Annotated in this window: 23 protein-coding genes; 15 read left to right on the top strand and 8 right to left on the bottom strand. The window is 74.4% G+C overall.

Annotated features, from left to right (window positions below):
- Positions 1-18: 18 nt before the first annotated feature.
- From nadA to nadC, 3 genes are read left to right on the top strand one after another with little or no spacing between them, the layout of a single operon-like run.
- Complete coding sequence (gene nadA / locus ACRAKJ_RS34380; protein ID WP_438919513.1) at positions 19-1,038, top strand: quinolinate synthase NadA; 1,020 nt, start codon at positions 19-21, stop codon at positions 1,036-1,038.
- Positions 1,035-2,648 (top strand): L-aspartate oxidase, encoded by a 1,614-nt coding sequence (locus ACRAKJ_RS34375; RefSeq protein WP_438919514.1) that lies wholly within the window; start codon positions 1,035-1,037, stop codon positions 2,646-2,648. The genes nadA and ACRAKJ_RS34375 overlap by 4 nt, the downstream gene beginning before the upstream one ends.
- Before the next feature lie 8 nt (positions 2,649-2,656).
- Complete coding sequence (gene nadC / locus ACRAKJ_RS34370; protein ID WP_438919555.1) at positions 2,657-3,487, top strand: carboxylating nicotinate-nucleotide diphosphorylase; 831 nt, start codon at positions 2,657-2,659, stop codon at positions 3,485-3,487.
- Positions 3,488-3,695: 208 nt separating this feature from the next.
- Here the strand turns inward: nadC and ACRAKJ_RS34365 are convergent, their stop codons facing one another.
- The gene (locus tag ACRAKJ_RS34365) at positions 3,696-4,586 is read right to left on the bottom strand and encodes a DUF2382 domain-containing protein (protein WP_438919515.1); all 891 of its coding nucleotides are present in this window, start codon (positions 4,584-4,586) and stop codon (positions 3,696-3,698) included.
- A 113-nt stretch (positions 4,587-4,699) separates the two neighbouring features.
- Positions 4,700-5,479, bottom strand: a complete 780-nt coding sequence (locus ACRAKJ_RS34360; RefSeq protein ID WP_438919516.1) for a carbon-nitrogen hydrolase family protein — start codon at positions 5,477-5,479, stop codon at positions 4,700-4,702.
- 28 nt (positions 5,480-5,507) lie between these two features.
- Between ACRAKJ_RS34360 and ACRAKJ_RS34355 the strand changes: the two genes are divergently transcribed.
- Both ACRAKJ_RS34355 and ACRAKJ_RS34350 read left to right on the top strand, forming a co-directional pair.
- The gene (locus ACRAKJ_RS34355) at positions 5,508-7,052 is read left to right on the top strand and encodes an ABC transporter substrate-binding protein (RefSeq protein ID WP_438919517.1); all 1,545 of its coding nucleotides are present in this window, start codon (positions 5,508-5,510) and stop codon (positions 7,050-7,052) included.
- On the top strand, positions 7,019-8,188 hold the full coding sequence (locus tag ACRAKJ_RS34350; RefSeq protein WP_438919518.1) for an aminotransferase class V-fold PLP-dependent enzyme: 1,170 nt from the start codon (positions 7,019-7,021) through the stop codon (positions 8,186-8,188). The genes ACRAKJ_RS34355 and ACRAKJ_RS34350 overlap by 34 nt, the downstream gene beginning before the upstream one ends.
- A gap of 99 nt (positions 8,189-8,287) precedes the next feature.
- Here ACRAKJ_RS34350 and ACRAKJ_RS34345 read toward each other — a convergent pair whose 3' ends face one another.
- Complete coding sequence (locus ACRAKJ_RS34345) at positions 8,288-9,610, bottom strand: M14 family zinc carboxypeptidase (protein WP_438919519.1); 1,323 nt, start codon at positions 9,608-9,610, stop codon at positions 8,288-8,290.
- A gap of 152 nt (positions 9,611-9,762) precedes the next feature.
- Between ACRAKJ_RS34345 and hisD the strand changes: the two genes are divergently transcribed.
- From hisD to ACRAKJ_RS34320, 5 genes are all read left to right on the top strand, one after another.
- On the top strand, positions 9,763-11,079 hold the full coding sequence (gene hisD, locus ACRAKJ_RS34340; protein WP_438919520.1) for a histidinol dehydrogenase: 1,317 nt from the start codon (positions 9,763-9,765) through the stop codon (positions 11,077-11,079).
- Complete coding sequence (locus ACRAKJ_RS34335) at positions 11,076-12,179, top strand: histidinol-phosphate transaminase (RefSeq protein WP_438919521.1); 1,104 nt, start codon at positions 11,076-11,078, stop codon at positions 12,177-12,179. The genes hisD and ACRAKJ_RS34335 overlap by 4 nt, the downstream gene beginning before the upstream one ends.
- Complete coding sequence (gene hisB, locus ACRAKJ_RS34330) at positions 12,176-12,775, top strand: imidazoleglycerol-phosphate dehydratase HisB (RefSeq protein ID WP_438919522.1); 600 nt, start codon at positions 12,176-12,178, stop codon at positions 12,773-12,775. Before ACRAKJ_RS34335 ends, hisB begins: the two co-directional genes overlap by 4 nt.
- Complete coding sequence (locus ACRAKJ_RS34325) at positions 12,776-12,931, top strand: hypothetical protein (RefSeq protein ID WP_438919523.1); 156 nt, start codon at positions 12,776-12,778, stop codon at positions 12,929-12,931.
- A 94-nt stretch (positions 12,932-13,025) separates the two neighbouring features.
- Positions 13,026-13,616 carry a TetR family transcriptional regulator gene (locus tag ACRAKJ_RS34320; protein WP_438919524.1) on the top strand — a complete coding sequence of 197 codons (591 nt, stop codon included), beginning with the start codon at positions 13,026-13,028 and terminating at the stop codon, positions 13,614-13,616.
- Here the strand turns inward: ACRAKJ_RS34320 and ACRAKJ_RS34315 are convergent.
- Both ACRAKJ_RS34315 and soxR read right to left on the bottom strand, forming a co-directional pair.
- On the bottom strand, positions 13,588-14,103 hold the full coding sequence (locus tag ACRAKJ_RS34315) for an RNA 2'-phosphotransferase (RefSeq protein WP_438919525.1): 516 nt from the start codon (positions 14,101-14,103) through the stop codon (positions 13,588-13,590). The genes ACRAKJ_RS34320 and ACRAKJ_RS34315 overlap by 29 nt on opposite strands.
- 47 nt (positions 14,104-14,150) lie before the next feature.
- Complete coding sequence (soxR, locus tag ACRAKJ_RS34310; protein WP_438919526.1) at positions 14,151-14,612, bottom strand: redox-sensitive transcriptional activator SoxR; 462 nt, start codon at positions 14,610-14,612, stop codon at positions 14,151-14,153.
- Positions 14,613-14,665: 53 nt separating this feature from the next.
- On the opposite strand from soxR, the gene ACRAKJ_RS34305 reads away from it, so the two are divergent.
- From ACRAKJ_RS34305 to priA, 5 genes are read left to right on the top strand one after another with little or no spacing between them, the layout of a single operon-like run.
- Entirely contained in the window at positions 14,666-15,355 is a 690-nt protein-coding gene (locus tag ACRAKJ_RS34305; RefSeq protein ID WP_438919527.1) for a transketolase, read from the top strand.
- On the top strand, positions 15,352-16,251 hold the full coding sequence (locus ACRAKJ_RS34300) for a transketolase family protein (RefSeq protein ID WP_438919528.1): 900 nt from the start codon (positions 15,352-15,354) through the stop codon (positions 16,249-16,251). The genes ACRAKJ_RS34305 and ACRAKJ_RS34300 overlap by 4 nt, the downstream gene beginning before the upstream one ends.
- Before the next feature lie 9 nt (positions 16,252-16,260).
- Positions 16,261-16,737, top strand: coding sequence for a hypothetical protein (locus ACRAKJ_RS34295; protein ID WP_438919529.1), 477 nt, complete (start codon positions 16,261-16,263; stop codon positions 16,735-16,737).
- 35 nt (positions 16,738-16,772) lie between these two features.
- Positions 16,773-17,408, top strand: a complete 636-nt coding sequence (gene hisH, locus ACRAKJ_RS34290; RefSeq protein WP_438919530.1) for an imidazole glycerol phosphate synthase subunit HisH — start codon at positions 16,773-16,775, stop codon at positions 17,406-17,408.
- Between the two features lie 9 nt (positions 17,409-17,417).
- Complete coding sequence (gene priA, locus ACRAKJ_RS34285; protein WP_438919531.1) at positions 17,418-18,152, top strand: bifunctional 1-(5-phosphoribosyl)-5-((5-phosphoribosylamino)methylideneamino)imidazole-4-carboxamide isomerase/phosphoribosylanthranilate isomerase PriA; 735 nt, start codon at positions 17,418-17,420, stop codon at positions 18,150-18,152.
- Here priA and ACRAKJ_RS34280 read toward each other — a convergent pair.
- The 3 genes from ACRAKJ_RS34280 to cspE all read right to left on the bottom strand — a co-directional run bounded on the left by ACRAKJ_RS34280 (position 18,115) and on the right by cspE (position 19,533).
- Positions 18,115-18,843 (bottom strand): Clp protease N-terminal domain-containing protein, encoded by a 729-nt coding sequence (locus ACRAKJ_RS34280; RefSeq protein ID WP_438919532.1) that lies wholly within the window; start codon positions 18,841-18,843, stop codon positions 18,115-18,117. The genes priA and ACRAKJ_RS34280 overlap by 38 nt on opposite strands.
- A 31-nt stretch (positions 18,844-18,874) precedes the next feature.
- Positions 18,875-19,249, bottom strand: a complete 375-nt coding sequence (locus ACRAKJ_RS34275) for a PPOX class F420-dependent oxidoreductase (RefSeq protein ID WP_438919533.1) — start codon at positions 19,247-19,249, stop codon at positions 18,875-18,877.
- An 80-nt stretch (positions 19,250-19,329) separates the two neighbouring features.
- Positions 19,330-19,533 (bottom strand): transcription antiterminator/RNA stability regulator CspE, encoded by a 204-nt coding sequence (gene cspE / locus ACRAKJ_RS34270; protein ID WP_306749780.1) that lies wholly within the window; start codon positions 19,531-19,533, stop codon positions 19,330-19,332.
- Positions 19,534-19,630 lie beyond the last annotated feature (97 nt).

The raw sequence follows: 19,630 nt of genomic DNA, 5'->3' as shown, positions 1-19,630 counted from the left end.
TTGTCCCAAGGAGGAAGCATGGTCGCTACCGCCTACGTGGAGCGAACCTCGGACGGCGCGTACGACGGCATCGAGCCCGACGCCGACTGGCGCGACGAGGTGCTGCGGCTGGCGCGCGAGCGGGACGCGGTCATCCTCGCGCACAACTACCAGCTGCCCGAGATCCAGGACATCGCGCACCACACCGGTGACTCGCTGGCGCTCAGCCGCATCGCGGCCGCGAGCGACGCGTCCACCATCGTCTTCTGCGGCGTGCACTTCATGGCCGAGACCGCCAAGATCCTGGCCCCGCACAAGACGGTCCTGATCCCGGACGAGCGCGCGGGCTGCTCCCTGGCCGACTCGATCACCGGCGACGAGCTGCGGGCGTGGAAGGCCGAGCACCCCGGCGCGGTCGTCGTCTCCTACGTCAACACCACCGCCGAGGTGAAGGCGGAGACCGACATCTGCTGCACGTCGTCGAACGCCGTCGACGTGGTGGCCTCCATCCCGGCCGACCGCGAGGTGCTGTTCCTGCCGGACCAGTTCCTCGGCGCGCACGTCAAGCGCGAGACCGGCCGCGAGAACCTGCACATCTGGGCCGGCGAGTGCCACGTGCACGCGGGCATCAACGGCCCCGAGCTGGCCCAGCGGGCGGCCGACAACCCGGACGCCGACCTGTTCATCCACCCCGAGTGCGGCTGCGCGACCTCGGCGCTCTACCTCGCGGGCGAGGGCACCGTCCCGGCGGAGAAGGTGAAGATCCTCTCGACCGGCGACATGATCACCGCCGCCCGCAGCACCAGCGCCACCTCCGTGCTCGTGGCCACCGAGATCGGCATGCTGCACCAGCTCCGCCGCGCCGCGCCGGAGATCGACTTCCGCGCGGTGAACGACCGGGCGTCGTGCCGGTACATGAAGATGATCACCCCGGCGGCCCTGCTGCGCGGCCTGCGCGAGGGCAAGGACGAGGTGCACGTGGACCCGGAGACGGCCGGGCGCGCCCGGGGTGCGGTGCAGCGCATGATCGAGATCGGGCAGCCCGGCGGCGGCGAGTGAGCACCGCGCTCTGGGAGGCCCGCGCCGACCTGGTGGTCGTCGGCACGGGGGTGGCCGGTCTGACGGCGGCGCTGCGCGCGCGCGAACTGGGGCTGCGCGTCCTGGTCGTGACCAAGGCGTCCGGCGGTGACGGCAACACCCGCTGGGCCCAGGGCGGCGTCGCGGTCGTGCTGCCCGACGAGCACGACGAGGGCGACTCCGTCGACGCGCACGTGCGGGACACGCTCGTCGCGGGCGCGGGCCTGTGCGACGAGGACGCCGTGCGGGCGATCATCTCGGGCGGTCCGGCGGCGGTGACCCGGCTGCGCGAGCGCGGCGCGGTGTTCGACCCCGGGCCGACCGGCGCGCTGGCCCGCACGCGGGAGGGCGGGCACAGCGCGTTCCGCGTCGTGCACGCGGGCGGCGACGCGACCGGGGCCGAGGTGGAGCGCGCGCTGCTCGCCGCGTCCGACGGGTGCGTCCCCGTGCTGGAGAACCACATCGCGGTGGACGCCGTGCGCACGCCGCTCGGCCAGGTGTGCGGGCTGCTGGTGCTCGACGGCAACGGCGTGCCGGGCGTGCTGACCGCGCCCGCCGTGCTGCTGGCCAGCGGCGGCCTCGGGCAGCTCTACCAGGCGACGTCCAACCCCGAGGTGGCCACCGGCGACGGCCTGGCGCTCGCGCTGCGGGCCGGCGCGGTCGCGGCCGACGTCGAGTTCGTGCAGTTCCACCCGACCGTGCTCTACACCGGGCGGGGTGCGCGCGGCCGGTGCCCGCTGGTCACCGAGGCGGTGCGCGGCGAGGGCGCGGTGCTGGTCGACGCGACCGGCGCGCGCGTCATGCGCGGCGTGCACCCGCTGGAGGACCTGGCGCCGCGCGACGTCGTGGCCGCGGCCATCACCCGGCACGTCGCGGGCGCGCCCGGCGGCGTGGACGACCACGTCTTCCTCGACGCGACCGGCGTCCCGGACTTCGCGCGGCGGTTCCCGACCGTGCACTCGGCGTGCCTGACCGCGGGCGTGGACCCGTCGACCGAGCCGATCCCGGTCGCGCCCGCCGCGCACTTCGCGTGCGGCGGCGTGGTGTCCGATGTGGACGGGCGAACCGGCGTGACCGGTCTGTACGCGGCGGGCGAGGTGGCCCGGACCGGCCTGCACGGCGCGAACCGGTTGGCGTCCAACAGCTTGCTGGAAGGACTGGTCGTCGGCACGCGCGCGGCCGAGGCGGTCGCGGCGGACCTGGCGGTGGGCGTGCTGGCGCGCTGCACCGGCACGGCGGCGCTGCCGACCGCCCCGGTCGCGGACCGCGACTCGCTCCAGCGCGTGATGTCCCGCTACGCGGCCATCGGGCGCGACGCCGAGGGCCTCGCGGTCGTCGGCTCCGTGCTCGACCTGTCCACTGTGGACCGCGTGCTCGACACCCGGGAACTGGTCGAGGACGCGGCGCTCACCGTGGCGGCGCGGGCGCTGATCGCGGCGGCGGCCGAGCGCGAGGAGTCGCGCGGCTGCCACGTGCGCACCGATTTCACCGAACGCGACGACGTGCGCGGGCAGCGCAGCCAGGTCGTCCGGCTCAACCCGTCCGGGCAGCCCGTGCTGGCCGACCCGGTCGTGGCGAGGGGAGTGGCGTGACCACCGACGTGACCATCGACGTGGAGGACCTGCGCCGCGTGATCGCGACGGCGCTGGAGGAGGACCTGCGCTACGGGCCGGACGCGACGACCGCGGCCACCGTGCCCGCGGACGCCGTCGCGGTGGCCGAGCTGACGCCGCGCGCGGCCGGCGTGCTCGCGGGCGTGCCCGCCGCCCTGGAGGTGTTCCGCCAGGTGACGGACGTGGAGGTGCTGGAGCGGCGCGAGGACGGCACGAAGGCGGTGCCGGGCGAGCCGGCGCTGGTCGTGCGCGGTCCCGTGCGCGGCCTGCTGACCGCCGAGCGCACCGCGCTGAACCTGGTGTGCCACCTGTCGGGCGTCGCCACGCTGACCGCCGCGTGGGTGGAGGCGGTCGCGGGCACCCGGGCGGCCGTGCGGGACTCCCGCAAGACCCTGCCGGGCCTGCGCCTGCTGGAGAAGTACGCGGTGCGCGCGGGCGGCGGCGTGAACCACCGGCTGGGCCTCGGCGACGCCGTGCTGATCAAGGACAACCACGTCCGGGCGGCGGGGTCGGTGCGGGCCGCGCTGGCCGCGGTGCGCGCGCACGCCCCGGACCTGCCGTGCGAGGTCGAGGTGGACTCGCTGGAGCAGCTGGACGAGGCGGTCGGCGAGGGGGCGGCGCTCGTGCTGCTGGACAACTTCACCGTCGCGGACTGCGCGGAGGCGGTCCGGCGGGCCGGCGGGGTGGCGCTGGAGGCGTCCGGCGGGCTCACGCTGGACGTGGCGCGGGCGTACGCGGAGACCGGCGTGGACTACCTGGCGGTGGGCGGCCTGACCCACTCGGCGCCCGCGCTGGACCTCGGGCTCGACCTGCGCTGACCGCGGGCCCCACCGCGCGGGCTCGACCTGCGCCGGACCCCGGGACCTGCGCCGGACCCCGGGACCTGCGCCGGACCCCGGGACCTGCGCCGGACCCCGGGACCTGCGCCGGACCCCGGGCCCGTGCCCCGCGCCGGAAGCGCCCGCGTCCCGGGGCACGGGGACGCGGGCGCGGGCCGGGGTGCGCGCCCGGTCGGCGTCGCGGCGGTCAGGTGTCGCGGCGGTCGGTGTCGCGCACCTCGGTGCGGCCCGAGTCGTCGCGCTGCACGTCGACGCGCTCCTTGCGGACCTGGCCGCTGACGCGCTCCTGCTCGGTGACGGTCTCCTTGTCGAGCCGCACCCGCTCGACCGGCTTCGCGGTCTTCTCCACCACCGGCTCCTCGCGGCGGAGGGTGACCGACGCCTCCTCCTCGGCGAACGCCCGCCCGCCAGCGGCGCCGTCGGCCGGCTCGCGGACGACCCTGACCTCCTCGTGCGTGACCGGCACGGTCATGTCCCGCTGCTCGGTCACGGTGTGCTTGACCAACCGCACCCGGCCGGCCTCCACGTCGCGCTTGCCGACGTGGATGTCCTCCTCGTACCGGGTCACGGCGTCGTCGCCGCGGGTCCCGTGGCGGCCCTGCCGGCCGGTCATGCCGTGCTCGTCGACCTCGCCGGGCGTCCGGTCCGCCATGCCGCCCGACGCGGCCGTGCCGCCCGCCGTGCCGCTCGCGGCCATGCCGCCCGCCGTGCCGCCGGCCTTCCCGCGCCCGGGCAGGCGGTCGTGGTCGCCGCTGCGGTTGGCCGGGATCATCCCGTAGTACTCGTACAGCTCGTCCTGCTGGGAATCGGACATGTGCTGGTCGGACACGTCGATCCGCGGCGCGTCCTTCACCTGCTGCTTGTCCACGTGCACGGTGATGGTGCCGTTGCCCATGGTCGCGTCCTGGATCGGGACGAACGACTCCCTGAGCCCGAACAGACCGGTGTGCACCGAGGCCCACATCGGTCGCCCGTCGCGGTCGTCGAGCCAGATCTGCTTCACGGAGCCGATGCGCTCGCCGTGCTCGTCGACGACCTCGCAGTCGTACAGTCGGTCCACTTCGGCCTGGTTGATCATGCCCGTGCTCCCCTTCGCCCTGGGTCTCCCTGACCAGGAAGGGCTTCCCGAGCGACGTGGAAACCTAAGCGGCCGTCACGCGGCCGGGGGACGGACGTTCCCCCGAAGGAAATTCACAGCCGACGGTTCGCGAGGACCGGCACCGTGCGCCGCGCCGCCTCGACGGCCTCCGCGCCCACGTCGACGAGCAGGGACCCCGGCTCGCCCGCCAGTTGCGCCACCACCTCGCCCAGCGGCGAGACCGCCGTGCTGAAGCCGATGCCGGTGGGCGCGCCGCCGTGGTCGGTCGCCGGGTCGCCCTGCCCGCACGCCAGCACCCACGACGTGCAGTCCAGCGCCCGCGCCCGGACCAGCAGCTCCCACTGCTCGCGCTTGCCCGGCCCCGCGCCCCACGACGCGCAGACCAGCACGGCCTGCGCGCCCCGGTCGGCCAGCGCCCGGAACAGCTCCGGGAACCGCACGTCGTAGCAGGTGGCCAGGCCCAGCACGAGGCCGTCCACCTCGACGGTCACCACCGAGGACCCCGGCGCCACGGTGCGCGACTCGGTGAACCCGAACGCGTCGAACAGGTGGATCTTGTCGTAGCCCAGGTGATGCCCCGCACCCGTCACCAGCAGGGTGTTCGTCACCCGACCGTCGGGTGACGGCGTGAACATGCCCGCCACGACGACCACGTCGTGCTCACGGGCGACCCCGGCCACCGCCGACGCCCACGGCCCGTCCAGCGGCTCGGCGACCGGCCCGAGGGGCACGCCGAACCGGCACATCGTCGCCTCCGGGAACACGACCACCCGGGCGCCGCCCGCCGCCGCCCGCGCCGTCCCCTCCCGCACCAGGTCGAGGTTGGCCGCCGGGTCGGTGGAGGAGTTGATCTGGCACAGGGCGACACGCATGAGCCCACTCTAGGTAGTGTCGGGACCCGTGCGCTCCCTCCTCCCCCCGCTCGTCGTCGCCGCCGTCGCCCTCGTCGCCGCGGGGTGCACGGGCGGCCCGACACCGAGCGCCGAGGGCACCCCGGACGGCAGCTCGATCGTGCTGGCCGACCCGGTGGAGCCGACCACGCTGAACCCGCTGCTCGGCTACGGCCGCGGCGGCGTCTCCAAGATCTACGACGGCCTGGTCGGGCACCGCGCGGACGGCAGCGTGCGGCCCCAGCTCGCCGCCGAGCCGCCCGAACCCGCCGCGGACGGCCTGAGCTGGACCGTCGAGCTGCGCCGGGACGTGACGTTCGCCGACGGCACGGCGTTCGGCCCCGAGGACGTGCTCGCCACGTACACGGCGCTGCTGGACCCCGCGTCCGGCTCGACCGAGCGGACCGAGTTCACCGGCCTGACCGGCGTGGAGCGGCTCGACGCGCACACCGTCCGGTTCACCCTGGACAAGCCGTGGGCCGCGTTCCCGCACCTGCTCACGCTCGGCATCCTGCCCAGCGAGGCGCTCGGCGGTCCGCTGGCCGAGGTGAAGCCCGTCGGCACCGGCCCGTACAAGCTGGTGGAGTGGAAGAAGGGCGACCGGATGGTGCTGGAGGCCAACGCCTCCCACTTCGCCGGCGAGCCGAAGATCCGCAGGCTCACCGTCGTGTTCGTGCCGGACGACAACACGCGCGCCCAGCGGATGCGGGCGGGCGAGTTCGACGGGACCGAGCTGCCGCCGCGCCTCGCGGACGAGTCCGACGGCGACGGGCTGCGCGTCATCACGCACCGCAGCGCCGACCTGCGCGCCGTCACCCTGCCCACCGGCCCGGTGACCGGCGACAGCGCGATCCGGGTGGCGCTCAACCACGCCGTCGACCGCGAGGGCCTGGTGGACGGCCTGCTGGGCGGCAAGGGCAGCCCGGCGAGCACGCCGATCCCGGACGCGCTGCCCGAGTTCCTCGACCCCGGCGCGCGGTTCGCCCACGACGAGGCGCTGGCGAACCTGCTGCTCGACCAGGCGGGCTGGGTGCGCGGCGAGGACGGGGTGCGCGCGCGCGACGGCGTGCCGGCCCGGTTCACGCTGATGTACCCGCTCGGCGACGCGGTGCGCGCCGACCTGGCCACCGCGTTCGCCGCCGACGCCAAGGCGGTCGGGGTGGACGTGCAGCTCGCGGGCCTGGGCCGGGAGGCGATCGCCGGCCGGGTCGGCGTGGACGCCCTGCTGCACGGCGGCGGCACGCCGTTCGACCCGGACCTGGCCACCTACCGGGCGCTGCACACCGGCAACCCGTGGGGCTACTCGAACCCGCAGGTCGACGCCGCCCTCGACACCGGCCGGGCGCTGCTGGACCCGGCGCAGCGGGCGGCGGCCTACAAGCAGTTCCAGCGCGCCTACCTGGCCTCGCCGGGCATGGTGGTGCTGGCGTCCGTGCAGCACGCGTACGTCGTGCGGGAGAACTGGAACGGCTACCAGGCCGTGGTGGACCCGGGCGTGCACGGCGCGCTGTCCTGGGGCCCGTGGTGGAACCTGGAGAGGTGGACTGCCCGGTGACGGTGTTCCTCGACTCGGCCGGGTCCTCGCTCCCGCCGCGGGAGGTCCTCGACGAGGTCGTCGGGCACCTGCGCCGGGAGGCCGAGGTCGGCGGGTACCTCGCCGCGCAGGAGCGCGAGGCCGACCTGGCGGCCGGGTACGGGCTGGTCGCCGAGCTGCTCGGCGCGCGGCCGGACGAGGTCGCGTTCACCGACAGCGCGACCCGGTCGTGGCTGACCGCGTTCGACGCCGTGCCGCTCGCCGAGGGCGACCGGGTGCTGTTCGGCGAGGCCGAGTACGCGGGCACCGCCATCCCGATCCTGCACCGGGCGCGCGAGGTGGGCGCGGTCGCCGAGGCCGTGCCGTCCGACCGGCACGGGCAGCTCGACCTCGACGCGCTGGCCGGGATGCTGGACGAGCGCGTCAAGCTCGTCTCGCTGACCCACGTGCCCACCAACAGCGGCCTGGTCAACCCGGCCCGCGAGGTCGCCGCCGCCGCCCACGAGGTGGGCGCGCTGGTGCTGCTGGACGCGTGCCAGTCGATCGGCCAGATGCCGGTGCGCGCCGACGAGCTGGGCGTCGACCTGATCACGGGCACCGGCCGCAAGTGGCTGCGCGGCCCGCGCGGCACCGGCGTGCTGGTGGTGCGGCGCGCGGCGGCCGAGGTGCTCCGGCCCCGCCTGGTGGACCTGCACAGCGCCGAGTGGACCGGCCCGGACGAGATCCGGCTGCGCGAGGACGCCCGCGTGCACGAGATCTGGGAGACGAGCGTCGCCGACCGCCTCGGCCTGCTCGCCGCCGTGCGGTACGCGCTGGCCAGGGGCCTGGACGTGATCGAGCGCGAGGTCGCCGAACGCGCCGGGCGGTTGCGCGCGGGCCTGTCCGCGCTGCCCGGCGTGACCGTCCGCGACATCGGCGAGCGCCGGTCCGGCATCGTCACCTTCACCGCGGACGGCCTGACCGCCGGCGAGGTGAAGGGCCGGCTCGCGGAGCGCGGGGTGACGGTCACCGTCAGCTCGGCGTCCTCGACGCTGCTCGACATGACCCGGCGCGGGCTCACCGAGGTGGTCCGGGCCTCGCCGCACTACTTCGTCGGGCTGGACGAGGTGGACCGGGCCGTGGAGCTGGTCGGCGAGGTCACCGCCCGCCGACGCTGACGCGGGGCACCGCCCGCCGACGCTGACGCGGGGGCACCGCCCGCCGACGCGGACGTGCCCGCCGGGGGACCCCCGACGGGCACGTCCCGGTGCGGTCGGTCAGCAGGTGCGGCCGGTGATGCGGGGGACGCAGTCGGTGTAGTCCAGCAGGAGCTGGACCGCCGTGTCGTTCCGCGCCGTCTGGGTCGCGATGACGGTGTCGCGCGGGTAGAACCCGCTCGTCCCGCTGGCGGACTTCGGGTACATCTCGAACGTGTAGCTCCAGATCTTGTGCGCGGCCCACATCCAGTCGTCGACGCTGCCGTCGGTGATGTAGAGGTCGCTGGCCTGCTGCGGCGTGTAGCCGTTCAGCGCGGCCAGCCGCCGGCCCATCGTCTGGAACACGTTGGCCTGCGTGGCGTCCAGGCCGGCCGCGGTGTCGTTGTAGGTGTAGCCGTACGGCCACAGCACCAGTTCCGAGTAGGTGTGGAAGTCGATGTGCGACTTGATCTGCTGCACACCGCCGACCACGCGGCTGTTGGTGAAGTCCCGGACCCGGGCGACCTCCGGCGCGGAGAACGCCGCCGTGCCGCGGTAGGTGTCGGACGAGCCGCTGCCGCTGGAACCGCCGCAGCAGCCCCACTGGTGGCCCCAGTTGCGGTTGGGGTCGGTGCCGACCGCCGTGGAGTTCGGCTGCCGGTTCTTGCGCCACGCGCGGAACGAGCCGGTGGCGATGTCGTACTCCGCGCCGTCCGGGTTGACGCTGGGGATGACCCAGATCTCCCGGCTGTCGACCGTGTTCTTGATGGTCGTGTTCGACGCGTAGTTGTCCGTGTACCGCTGGACGATGCGCAGGCACATCTCCACGGTCAGGTGCTCGCGGGCGTGCTGGTTGCAGGTGAACAGCGACTCGGGCTCCGCCTCGTCGGACCCCGGGTTGTCGCTGATCTTGACCGCCCAGATGTCGCGGCCCTCGTACGACTTGCCGATGCTGCGCAGGGTGAGCAGCGTCGGGTGGTCGCGGACCGCCTGGTTCAGCTCGGCGACCATCTCGGCGTAGTTGTGGTAGCCGGTGTAGCCGGACGGGAAGTCCTGCGCGCCGACCTCGCCGGGCACGCGGTCGGTGAAGTCGGCCTCGCCGAGGGCCGCCAGCTCCGCGTCCGCGTCGCCGAGGGACTTCAGCCGCAGGCCGGTCGCGCGCAGCGCCCACTGCTGGCGGGGCTCCGCGATCACGGTGAGCGTGTCGCCGGTCTGGCCGAGGACGTCGACCCCGGTGCGGGCGACCTTCGTCCGCGCCTCCGGCGTGGTGGCGGTGACCTCGAAGAGGGTCCGCTCGGGGGACTGCGCCGTCGACGGCTGCGCCGACCCGGTGTGCAGGGGCAGCACCAGGGTCGCGCTCGCGACAAGCGCGGCGGCCACGAGGCCGCGTCGCTTGGTGAACATCAAGCCTCCATCATCAGCAGGGTTTGCGACGGAGATGTGCACACGCAGCGTCGCGCCTCGCTCACTGATCGAGGTAGCCCCCGTTTGTCGGGTTCGCCGCGCGGCCCCGGGCTGACAGTTGACGGAATTGTCGACCGCTTACCCTTGGGGGCATGCTCAACCGCATCGACCTGCGAGGTCGAGTCCCGTCACCCGCCGAACTGCGCGCCGCGCTGCCGCGCGCCGAGGTCGACGTGGACGCGGTGCTGCATCAGGTCCGACCGCTCGTGGAGGACGTGCGCACCCGCGGCGTCGACGCCGTGCTGAAGCACACCGAGCGGTTCGACGGGGTCCGACCGGCCGCCGTCCGCGTGCCCGTCGCCGAGCTGGGGCGCGCCCTGGCCGAGCTGGACCCGGCCGTGCGCGCCGCGTTGGAGGAGTCGGTCGCCCGCGCCCGCGCGGTGCACGCCGACCAGCGCCGGACGGACACGACCACCCAGGTCGTGCCCGGCGGGACGGTCACCGAGCGGTGGGTCCCCGTGCGGCGCGTCGGCCTGTACGCGCCGGGCGGCCTGGCCGTCTACCCGTCGAGCGTGGTCATGAACGTGGTCCCGGCGCAGCTCGCCGGGGTCGAGTCGCTGGTGGTCTGCTCCCCGCCGCAGGCGGCGTTCGGCGGCCTGCCGCACCCGGCGGTGCTGGCCGCCGCCGCGCTGCTGGGCGTGACCGAGGTGTGGGCGGTGGGCGGCGCGCTCGCCGTGGCCCTGCTCGCGCACGGCGGCACGGACACCGACGGCTCCGAGCTGGAACCGGTCGACCTGGTCACCGGTCCCGGCAACGTCTACCTGACCGCGGCCAAGCGGCTGCTGCGCGGCCTGATCGGCATCGACTCCGAGGCCGGGCCGACCGAGATCGCGGTGCTCGCCGACGACACGGCCGACCCGGTGCACGTGGCCGCCGACCTGATTAGCCAGGCCGAGCACGACCCGCTCGCCGCGAGCGTGCTGGTCACCACGTCCGAGGCGCTGGCCGACGCGGTGGACCGCGAGCTGGGGCGCCTGGTCGACGAGACCAAGCACCACGAGCGGGTGCGCACCGCGCTGACCGGGCCGCAGTCCGGCGTCGTGCTGGTGTCGACCCTGGACGACGGGCTGCGCGTCGTCGACGTGTACGCGGCCGAGCACCTGGAGGTGCAGACGGCCGACGCGCGCGCGGTCGCCGCGCGGGTCCGCGCCGCCGGGGCGATCTTCGTCGGCCCGCACTCGCCGGTGTCGCTCGGCGACTACTGCGCGGGCTCCAACCACGTGCTGCCCACCGGCGGCTGCGCGCGGCACTCGTCGGGGCTGTCCGTGCAGACGTTCCTGCGCGGCATCCACGTGATCGACTACGGCGAGGACGCGCTGCGCTCCGTCGCGCACCACGTGGTCGCGCTGGCCGAGGCCGAGGACCTGCCCGCGCACGGCCAGGCGGTCACCGCCAGGTTCCGCCGGTGAAGCCGATCGGCGAGCGGGTGGAGCTGGCCGACCTCCCGCTGCGCGAGGACCTGCGCGGTCGCACGCCCTACGGTGCGCCGCAGCTCGACGTGCCGGTGCGGCTGAACACCAACGAGAACCCGTACCCGCCCACGCCGGGCCTGGTGGACGACGTGACCAAGGAGGTCGCGGCGGCCGCCGCCGAGCTGCACCGCTACCCGGACCGGGACGCGGTGGCGCTGCGCGACGACCTCGCCGCCTACCTGTCGTCCTCGACCGGCGTGCCGCTGACCGCCGCGAACCTGTGGGCCGCCAATGGGTCGAACGAGATCCTCCAGCAGCTCCTCCAGGCGTTCGGCGGGCCGGGCCGGACGGCGCTGGGCTTCGAGCCGTCGTACTCGATGCACCCGATCATCGCGGCGGGCACGCGCACCGAGTGGGCGCCCGCGCCGCGCCGCGCCGACTTCTCGCTGGACGTGGCGCGGGCCGCCGAGACCGTCGCGGCGTCCGCCGCCGACGTGGTGTTCGTGACCAGCCCGAACAACCCCACCGGCCAGAGCCTCCCGCTCGACGACCTGCGGGTGCTGGTCGAGGCCGCGCGCGGCGTGGTCGTGGTGGACGAGGCGTACGCGGAGTTCTCCTCGCGGCCCTCGGCGGTGCGGCTGCTGGCCGAGTACCCGGCGAAGCTGGTCGTGAGCCGGACCATGAGCAAGGCGTTCGCCTTCGCCGGCGGCCGGCTGGGCTACCTCGCCGCCGCGCCCGCCGTCGTGGACGCGCTGCTGCTGGTCAGGCTGCCGTACCACCTGTCGGTGCTGACCCAGGCGGCGGCACGGGCGGCGCTGCGGCACGCGCCGGAGACGCTGGGGTCGGTCGCGAAGCTCGCGGCCGAGCGGGACCGGGTGGTGGCGGAGCTGACCGCGATGGGCTTCGCGGTGGTGCCGAGCGACGCGAACTTCGTGCTCTTCGGCTGGTTCGAGGACGCGCGGGCCACGTGGCGGTCGTATCTGGAACACGGGGTGCTGATCAGGGACGTCGGCATCACCGGACATCTGCGGGTGACGGTCGGTACTCCGGAGGAGAACGACGCGTTCCTCGCGGCGAGCAGGGAGGTTGACCGGTGAGCCGGGTCGGCAAGGTGGAGCGCACCACCAGGGAGTCGTCGGTGCACGTCGAGATCGACCTCGACGGCACGGGCAAGGTCGAGATCGCCACGGGGGTGCCGTTCTACGACCACATGCTGACGGCGCTCGGCGTGCACGGGTCGTTCGACCTCGTGGTGCGGGCGACGGGTGACGTGGAGATCGACGCCCACCACACGGTGGAGGACGTGGCGATCGTGCTCGGGCAGGCGCTGCGCGAGGCGCTGGGCGACAAGGCGGGCATCCGCCGGTTCGGCGACGCGTGGATCCCGATGGACGAGACGCTGGCGCACGCGGCGGTCGACGTGTCGGGGCGGCCGTACTGCGTGCACGTCGGCGAGCCGGAGCAGTTCACCACCTTCACGATCGGCGGCAACTACCCGTTCGTGCTCAACCGGCACGTGTTCGACTCGCTGGCCTTCCACGCCGGGATCGCGCTGCACGTGCGCGTGGAGTACGGCCGGGACCCGCACCACATCACCGAGGCGGAGTTCAAGGCCGTCGCGCGGGCGCTGCGGGCGGCGGTCGAGCCCGACCCGCGCGTCGGGGGCGTGCCCTCCACCAAGGGCGTGCTGTAGGTGTCCCAGTCGCTGGTGGTGATCGGGCTGCTGGCGCTGGCCGGTTTCCTGGCCGGTGGCGTCTACAGCACCTGGAAGACGGTCCGGGGCCTGTCGATCGTGCTGCTGGTCCTGGCGCTGGTCTCGGTGGGCGCGGCCGTCGCCTGGCTGCTGTAGCCTCGTTGGATCGTTCAACAATCCAACGGCACACTGTTGGATTGTTGAACGATGCATCGTGGATCGCCTTGGCTGTCTGCGTATGGTTGGTCACATGTCGTCACCAGGCCGGGCCACCGCAGTGGCCACCCGCCCCCGTGAACGCGCCGACGCGGCCCGCAACCGGGCCCGGGTGCTGGCCGCCGCGGAAGAGGTGTTCCTCGCCGCCGGCGGGGCCGTCGGGGTCACCATGGAGGACATCGCGCGGTCGGCGGGCGTGGGGCGGGCGACGCTCTACCGGCGCTACCCGGACGTCACCTCGATCGCGCAGGCGCTGCTGGACGAGCACGAGTCCGAGATCAAGGACCGCGTCCTCGCCGGCCCGCCGCCCCTGGGGCCGGGCGCGCCGCCGGACGAGCGGCTGGCCGCCTTCTACCGCGTCATGGTGGCGCTGCTGGAGCGGCACCTCCACCTGGTCCTCGGCGCCGAGACCGGCGGGGCCAGGTTCCGGGCCGGGGCCTACGAGTTCTGGCGGCGGCACGTGGAGGGGCTGGTCGACGGCGCGCCCAGCGCCGTCGTGGACGCGCTCATGGCACCGCTGGCCCCCGAGGTCTACCGCTACCAGAGACAGGTGCGGGGCCTGGCCGCCGACGACGTGGTGGCGGGCCTCGACTGGCTCACGAGACGTGTCTACGCAGGTAGCTAGGCGGCACGGCGGACGTCAGCCAGACCCCGTTCGCGCTCACCCGGAACTCGTGGCCGTCGGCGCGCATCGCCGCCGCGTCCACCACCAGCACCACCGGCCGGCCCCGCCGCGCGCCGACCCGCACCGCGGTCTCCTCGGTCGCCGACAGGTGCACGTCGTGCCGCCGCATCGGCAGCAGCCCCTCGCGGAGGACGTCGTCCAGCACCGCGCCGACCGTGCCGTGGTAGAGCACCGCGGGCGGCTCCGCGACGGGCAGGCCGAGCTCGACCTCCACCGTGTGGCCCTGACTGGCGCGGATGCGCCCGTCGACCACCTCGTACCGCTTCTTGTCGTTGCGCGCCACGACCTCCAGCACGCGGTCGCGCGGCACGCCCAGCGCCGCCGTGAACCGGTCGAGGTCCACCCAGCCCGCCTCGTCGAGCACCAGCCCGACCGACTCCGGGGCGTGCCGCAGCACCTTGGACATCCGCTTCGACAGGCGGGTCATCTCCTTCTCCTGCACGGCCCCAGTGCAGCACGCCGGGCAAGCGGGTTTCAGGTGCCGCCCTCGCTGGCGGGCTTCAGCTTCGGCGCGCCCGGACCGTCCGCGGCCTGGCCGTCCTCGAAGTTGTGCAGGAAGCAGCTGCGCAGCGACAGGCACCCGCAGCCGATGCACGACGTCAACCTGTCGCGCAGCCGGATCAGCGCGTCGATGCGGGCGTCCAGCTCGCCCTGCCAGCCGGCCGACAGCCTGCTCCAGTCGGACTTGGTGGGCGTCCGGCCGTCGGGCAGGGCCGCCAGCGCGTCGTGCACGTCCTCCAGCGACAGGCCGACCCGCTGCGCGGTGCGGATGAACGCCAGCCGCCGGAGCACCGACCGCGCGTACCGCCGCTGGTTGCCCGCCGTGCGCTCGGACGCGATCAGCCCGCGCTCCTCGTAGAACCGCAGCGCGGTGTGCGGCACGCCGCTGCGCTCGGCCACCTGACCGATGGTCAACATCTCCGGCAACTTGCTCACGTGCGCATCCTATGGGTTGACCTCTACTTAAGTCGAAGTTGTTCGCTGGGTCCATGACGGTTGCGGACAGGCTCGGCCACGCGGACCTCCCCGCGTTGTTCGGGCGCATGACGGGGGACGAGAAGCACGAGTGGGCGGCGGCGTCGACGCTCGACGTGCTGTGGGTGCTCTACGACCGGGTGCTGGACGTGTCGCCGGACCGGGTGGACGACCCGGACCGCGACCGGTTCCTGCTGTCGAAGGGGCACGGGCCGATGGCGTACTACGCCGTGCTGGCCGCGAAGGGGTTCCTGGACCCCTCCCTGCTGGACGGGTGGACGACGTGGGGCTCGCCGCTGGGGCAGCACCCGGACCGCGTGCTGGTCAACGGCGCGGAGATCGGCAGCGGGTCGCTGGGGCACGGCCTGCCGCTGGCCGTCGGCACCGCGCTCGGCCTGCGGTTCCAGGGGCGCGCGGCGCGGACGGTGGTGCTGGTCGGCGACGCCGAGCTGGACGAGGGCAGCAACCACGAGGCCATCGCGCTGGCCGGCCGGTTCGCGCTCGACTCGCTCACCGCCGTGGTGGTGGACAACGAGTCCGGCACGCACGGGTGGCCCGGCGGCGTGGCCGCGCGGTTCGCCGTCGAGGGGTGGGACACCTCCACAGTGGACGGACGCGACCACGACGCGCTGCACGGGGCGTTCACGCGGGAGCACGCCGGCCGTCCGCTGGCCGTGGTGGCGAAGGTGGTGGGGGAGCGATGAGCGGGATGCGGCAGGTGTTCGTGGACACCGTCGAGGAGGTCATGCGGCACGACCCGCGGGTCGTCGTCGTGCTCGCCGAGATCTCGCGCGACGCGTTCCGCCCGCAGGAGCGGGTGGTCAACGTCGGCATCCGCGAACAGGCCATGGTCGGCGTCGGCGGGGGGCTGGCGCTGGCCGGGATGCGGCCCGTGGTGCACAGCTACGCGCCGTTCCTGGTCGAGCGGCCCTTCGAGCAGGTCAAGCTCGACTTCGGGCACCAGGACGTGGGCGGGGTGCTGGTCAGCGTCGGCGCCTCCTACGACGACCCGGCGTGGGGGCGCACGCACCAGGCGCCCGGCGACGTGGCGCTGTTCGACACCCTGCCCGGCTGGACCGTGCACGTGCCGGGGCACCGCGACGAGGTGGGCCCGCTCGTGCGCCGCGCGCTGGCCGGGGACGACCGCGTCTACCTCAGGCTCTCCCTGCGGGAGAACGCCGCGCCGCACCCGGTGGTCGAGGGGTTCACCGAGGTGCGGCGCGGCGCGCGGGGCGTGGTCGTGGCGGTCGGGCCGGTGCTGGACACCGTGCTCGCGGCCACCGCCGGCGTCGACGTGACCGTGCTGTACGCGACGACGGTCCGGCCGTTCGACGCCGAGGGGCTGCGCGCCGCCGTCCGGGCGGGGCGGGCGAACGACGTGCTGCTGGTCGAGCCGTACCTGGAGGGCACGTCGGCGCACGCGGCGGCCGAGGCGCTGGGTGACGTGCCGCACCGGCTGCGGTCGCTCGGCGTGCGCCGGGACGCGGAGCTGCGCGCCTACGGCACGGCCGAGGACCACGATTCGGCGCACGACCTCGACGTGCCCGGCGTCGCCGCGGCCGTGCGTCGGATGTTCGGCCGACCGACGGCTGCGGCATGATCTCCGCCTGTGAGCGTGCCGAGAACCCTGATCTGGACACCCGCGCCGACCGCCGAGCTCCAGCTCAACCTGCACCGCGCGGTCGCGGGCCCGGCGGCGCTGGTGCCCGTGGCGTCCGGGACGGTGCTGCTGCCGCGCAGGCAGATCACGTTCCGGGCCGCCGCCGAGCTGGCCGAGCGCGTCCGCGCGACGGGCACCTCGGCCCTCCTGGTGCGGTGGAGCCCGAACGCCGAGGTGTGGACGGACGGCGGGGCGGCCGGCTTCACCGGCGCGCCGCGCCGCCTGGTGGGCCTGCTCCACTGGTGGCGCCTGGACGCGCGACCGGGCCCCGCCGCCCTGCCCCCCGACGTGGCCGAGGTCCGGGCACTGGTCGACGAGGGCCGGGCCGACACCTGGGTGACGAACCTGCCGACCGGTGCGGGCCTGCCGATCAACACCGTGCTGCCGGTGGTCCCGGTCACCCAGGGCGGCTCGCCCCTGGCCTGACCGGCGCGCGCCGGCCCCGCGGGTAGGCTGGTCACGTGGCACGAGTCGTCGTTCTGGACTACGGATCAGGCAACCTCCGCTCCGCCGAACGCGCCCTGCAGCGCGTGGGCGCCGAGGTGGAGGTCACGGCCGACCACCGTGCCGTGCTGGAGGCCGACGGGCTCGTCGTGCCCGGCGTCGGGGCGTTCGCCGCCTGCGTGGAGGGCCTGAACGCGGTCAGGGGCGGTCGCCTGATCGGGCAGCGCCTGGCCGGCGGGCGGCCCGTGCTCGGCATCTGCGTCGGCATGCAGGTCCTGTTCGAGAAGGGCATCGAGCACGGCGTGCACAGCGAGGGCTGCGGCGAGTGGCCCGGCACGGTGGAGCGGCTGGAGGCGCCCGTCGTGCCGCACATGGGCTGGAACACGGTCGAGGCCCCCGAGGGGTCGGCGCTGTTCGCCGGCCTCGATGCGGGCACCCGGTTCTACTTCGTCCACTCCTACGGGGTGCGGAAGTGGGAGCTGAACGACACCGGCGCGCTCAAGCCCCCGCTGGTGACGTGGTCCGAGCACGGCGGCGACCGGTTCGTCGCCGCGGTCGAGAACGGGCCGCTGTGGGCGACCCAGTTCCACCCGGAGAAGTCCGGCGACGCGGGCGCGCACCTGCTGGAGAACTGGCTCAAGAGCGTCAACTAGGCTGTTCGCGTGACCTTCACGCTCCTCCCCGCCGTCGACGTGGTCGACGGCCAGGCCGTCCGCCTCGTCCAGGGCGAGGCCGGCACCGAGACCTCCTACGGCAGCCCGCTGGACGCCGCGCACGCGTGGCAGCGCGACGGCGCGGAGTGGGTCCACCTGGTCGACCTCGACGCCGCGTTCGGCCGGGGGAGCAACCGCGAGCTGATCGCCCGCGTGGTCGGCGAGCTGGACGTGCGGGTCGAGCTGTCCGGCGGCATCCGCGACGACGCCTCGCTGGCCACCGCGCTCGCCACCGGCTGCGCCCGGGTCAACCTGGGCACCGCCGCGATCGAGGACCCCGAGTGGTGCGCGAAGGCCATCGCCGAGCACGGCGAGAAGATCGCCGTTGGCCTGGACGTGCGGATCACCCCGGAGGGCTACCGGGTCGCCGGCCGGGGCTGGACGACCGACGGCGGCGACCTGTGGGAGGTGCTGGAACGGCTCGACCGGGACGGCTGCGCCCGCTACGTGGTGACCGACGTCAGCAAGGACGGCACGCTCACCGGCCCGAACGTGGACCTGCTGCGCGAGGTCTGCGCGCGCACCGACGCCCCGGTGATCGCCTCCGGCGGCGTGTCCAGCGTGGCGGACCTGGTGGCGCTGGCCGCGCTGGACCGCGACGGCGTGGAGGGCGCGATCGTCGGCAAGGCGCTGTACGCGGGCGCGTTCACGCTCCCCGAGGCGCTTGCCGCCGTGCGCGGCTGATCGCGTCCCCGATCTCCCGCACGACGTGGGCCTCCGCGGCCTCCAGGGTGACCCCCGTGTCGCCCAGGGCCTTGGCCGCGGCGCCCTCGCGCTCGGCGAGCAGGCCGAGCAGCACGTGCTCGGTGCCCACGAAGCGGTGACCCAGGCGCAGTGACGCGCGCACGGCCAGCTCCAGCGCCTTCTTGCAGCGCGTGCTGAACGGCTGCGGGTCGGGGCGCTCGTGCACGGCCGGGTCCAGGGCGTTGAGCACGGCCAGCCGCGTCGTGCCCTCGGCGGCTTCCAGCTTCGCGACGGTCTTCGCGGCCAGGCCGCCCGACTCGTCGAGCAGGCCCAGCAGCAGGTGCTCGGTGCCGATCCGCTCGCTGAACCGGGCGTGGTGGCGGGCCAGCACGACGACCCGCCGCGCCCGGTCGGTGTAGCGGTCGTGGGCGGCGGGCGTGAAGTCGGCGGACTCCTTGGGCACGAACCGCTTCTGCGCGGCCTGCTTGGTCACGCCGATGCTCTCGCCGATGTCGGTCCAGCTCGCGCCGGAGCGGCGCGCCTCGTCCACGAAGTGCCCGATGAGGTGGTCGCCGAGCTCGTCGAGCTGACCGCTCATCTCGACGGCGACCGCCAACCGGCCGAGCGCGTCGGCGTGCTCGGCCGCGACGGCGACGATGAGGTCGGTGAGCTGCACCGGGGTGACCACCATGCGTCAACTCTAGGTTGACGGTAAAGAGGCGTCAACTCCCGGTTGACGGGTGGATCTCGATGCCGACCGTGCCCCCGGCACCCCGGCGCAGGCGGCTGCCCAGCAGGGTCAGCCTGCCCATCAGGCCGTACTTGCGCGCGATCATCGACCGGACCCGGTCGCTGCCCGCCCGGTCCAGCAGGGTCGCCGTGGCGGGCACCTGCTCACCGGTCGGGTTGCCCTTGAAGTCGCACGGCCCCACCCGCACGTCACCGCTGTTGCGGATGCGCTTGACCTTGCCCGCGTCGGCCGCCGACCACGCGTAGAGCGCGTCGCCGTCGCCGACCACCCACACCGGGGTGGGCACCGCCGCGCCGCTGCGGCGGAACGTGGTCAGCAGCAGGTACTTGCCGTCTCCGAGGTCCATGGGCACAACGTAGGGTGCCCCGGGAAAGAGCAAAGGCCCCGCCCCCCTGGTGGGGGACAGGGCCTCGACGTCACGTCAGGTCAGATGGCCTGGACGTTGGTGGCCTGCGGGCCCTTGGCGCCCTGGCCGACGTCGAAGCTCACCCGCTGGTTCTCCTCCAGGCTGCGGTAGCCGCCGCTCTGGATCTCCGAGTAGTGGACGAACACGTCCGCGCCACCGTTCTCCGGGGTGATGAAGCCGAAGCCCTTTTCGGAGTTGAACCACTTCACGGTGCCCTGAGCCATCTTCAAATCTCCTCATACTGCTGCCGCCGGGCGAACGCACCGACGGGGCCGGTCCAAACGCATGGACCCTGAGGAATCACACGCTCAAACGCGTTTC

Source organism: Saccharothrix sp. DSM 118769 (genome assembly GCF_052936295.1).
This window is presented reverse-complemented; position numbering and strand designations above follow the sequence as displayed.

Excerpts from the sequence above, each read along its gene's own strand:
- ACRAKJ_RS34275 (WP_438919533.1), bottom strand. The coding sequence starts at position 19,249 with ATGGACCTCGGAGACGGCAAGTACCTGCTGCTGACCACGTTCCGCCGC.
- ACRAKJ_RS34315 (WP_438919525.1), bottom strand. The coding sequence starts at position 14,103 with ATGACCCGCCTGTCGAAGCGGATGTCCAAGGTGCTGCGGCACGCCCCG.
- cspE (WP_306749780.1), bottom strand. The coding sequence starts at position 19,533 with ATGGCTCAGGGCACCGTGAAGTGGTTCAACTCCGAAAAGGGCTTCGGC.
- ACRAKJ_RS34365 (WP_438919515.1), bottom strand. The coding sequence starts at position 4,586 with ATGATCAACCAGGCCGAAGTGGACCGACTGTACGACTGCGAGGTCGTC.
- hisD (WP_438919520.1), top strand. The coding sequence starts at position 9,763 with ATGCTCAACCGCATCGACCTGCGAGGTCGAGTCCCGTCACCCGCCGAA.
- ACRAKJ_RS34360 (WP_438919516.1), bottom strand. The coding sequence starts at position 5,479 with ATGCGTGTCGCCCTGTGCCAGATCAACTCCTCCACCGACCCGGCGGCC.
- ACRAKJ_RS34300 (WP_438919528.1), top strand. The coding sequence starts at position 15,352 with ATGAGCGGGATGCGGCAGGTGTTCGTGGACACCGTCGAGGAGGTCATG.
- ACRAKJ_RS34280 (WP_438919532.1), bottom strand. The coding sequence starts at position 18,843 with ATGGTGGTCACCCCGGTGCAGCTCACCGACCTCATCGTCGCCGTCGCG.
- ACRAKJ_RS34320 (WP_438919524.1), top strand. The coding sequence starts at position 13,026 with ATGTCGTCACCAGGCCGGGCCACCGCAGTGGCCACCCGCCCCCGTGAA.
- ACRAKJ_RS34305 (WP_438919527.1), top strand. The coding sequence starts at position 14,666 with ATGACGGTTGCGGACAGGCTCGGCCACGCGGACCTCCCCGCGTTGTTC.
- nadA (WP_438919513.1), top strand. The coding sequence starts at position 19 with ATGGTCGCTACCGCCTACGTGGAGCGAACCTCGGACGGCGCGTACGAC.
- ACRAKJ_RS34345 (WP_438919519.1), bottom strand. The coding sequence starts at position 9,610 with ATGTTCACCAAGCGACGCGGCCTCGTGGCCGCCGCGCTTGTCGCGAGC.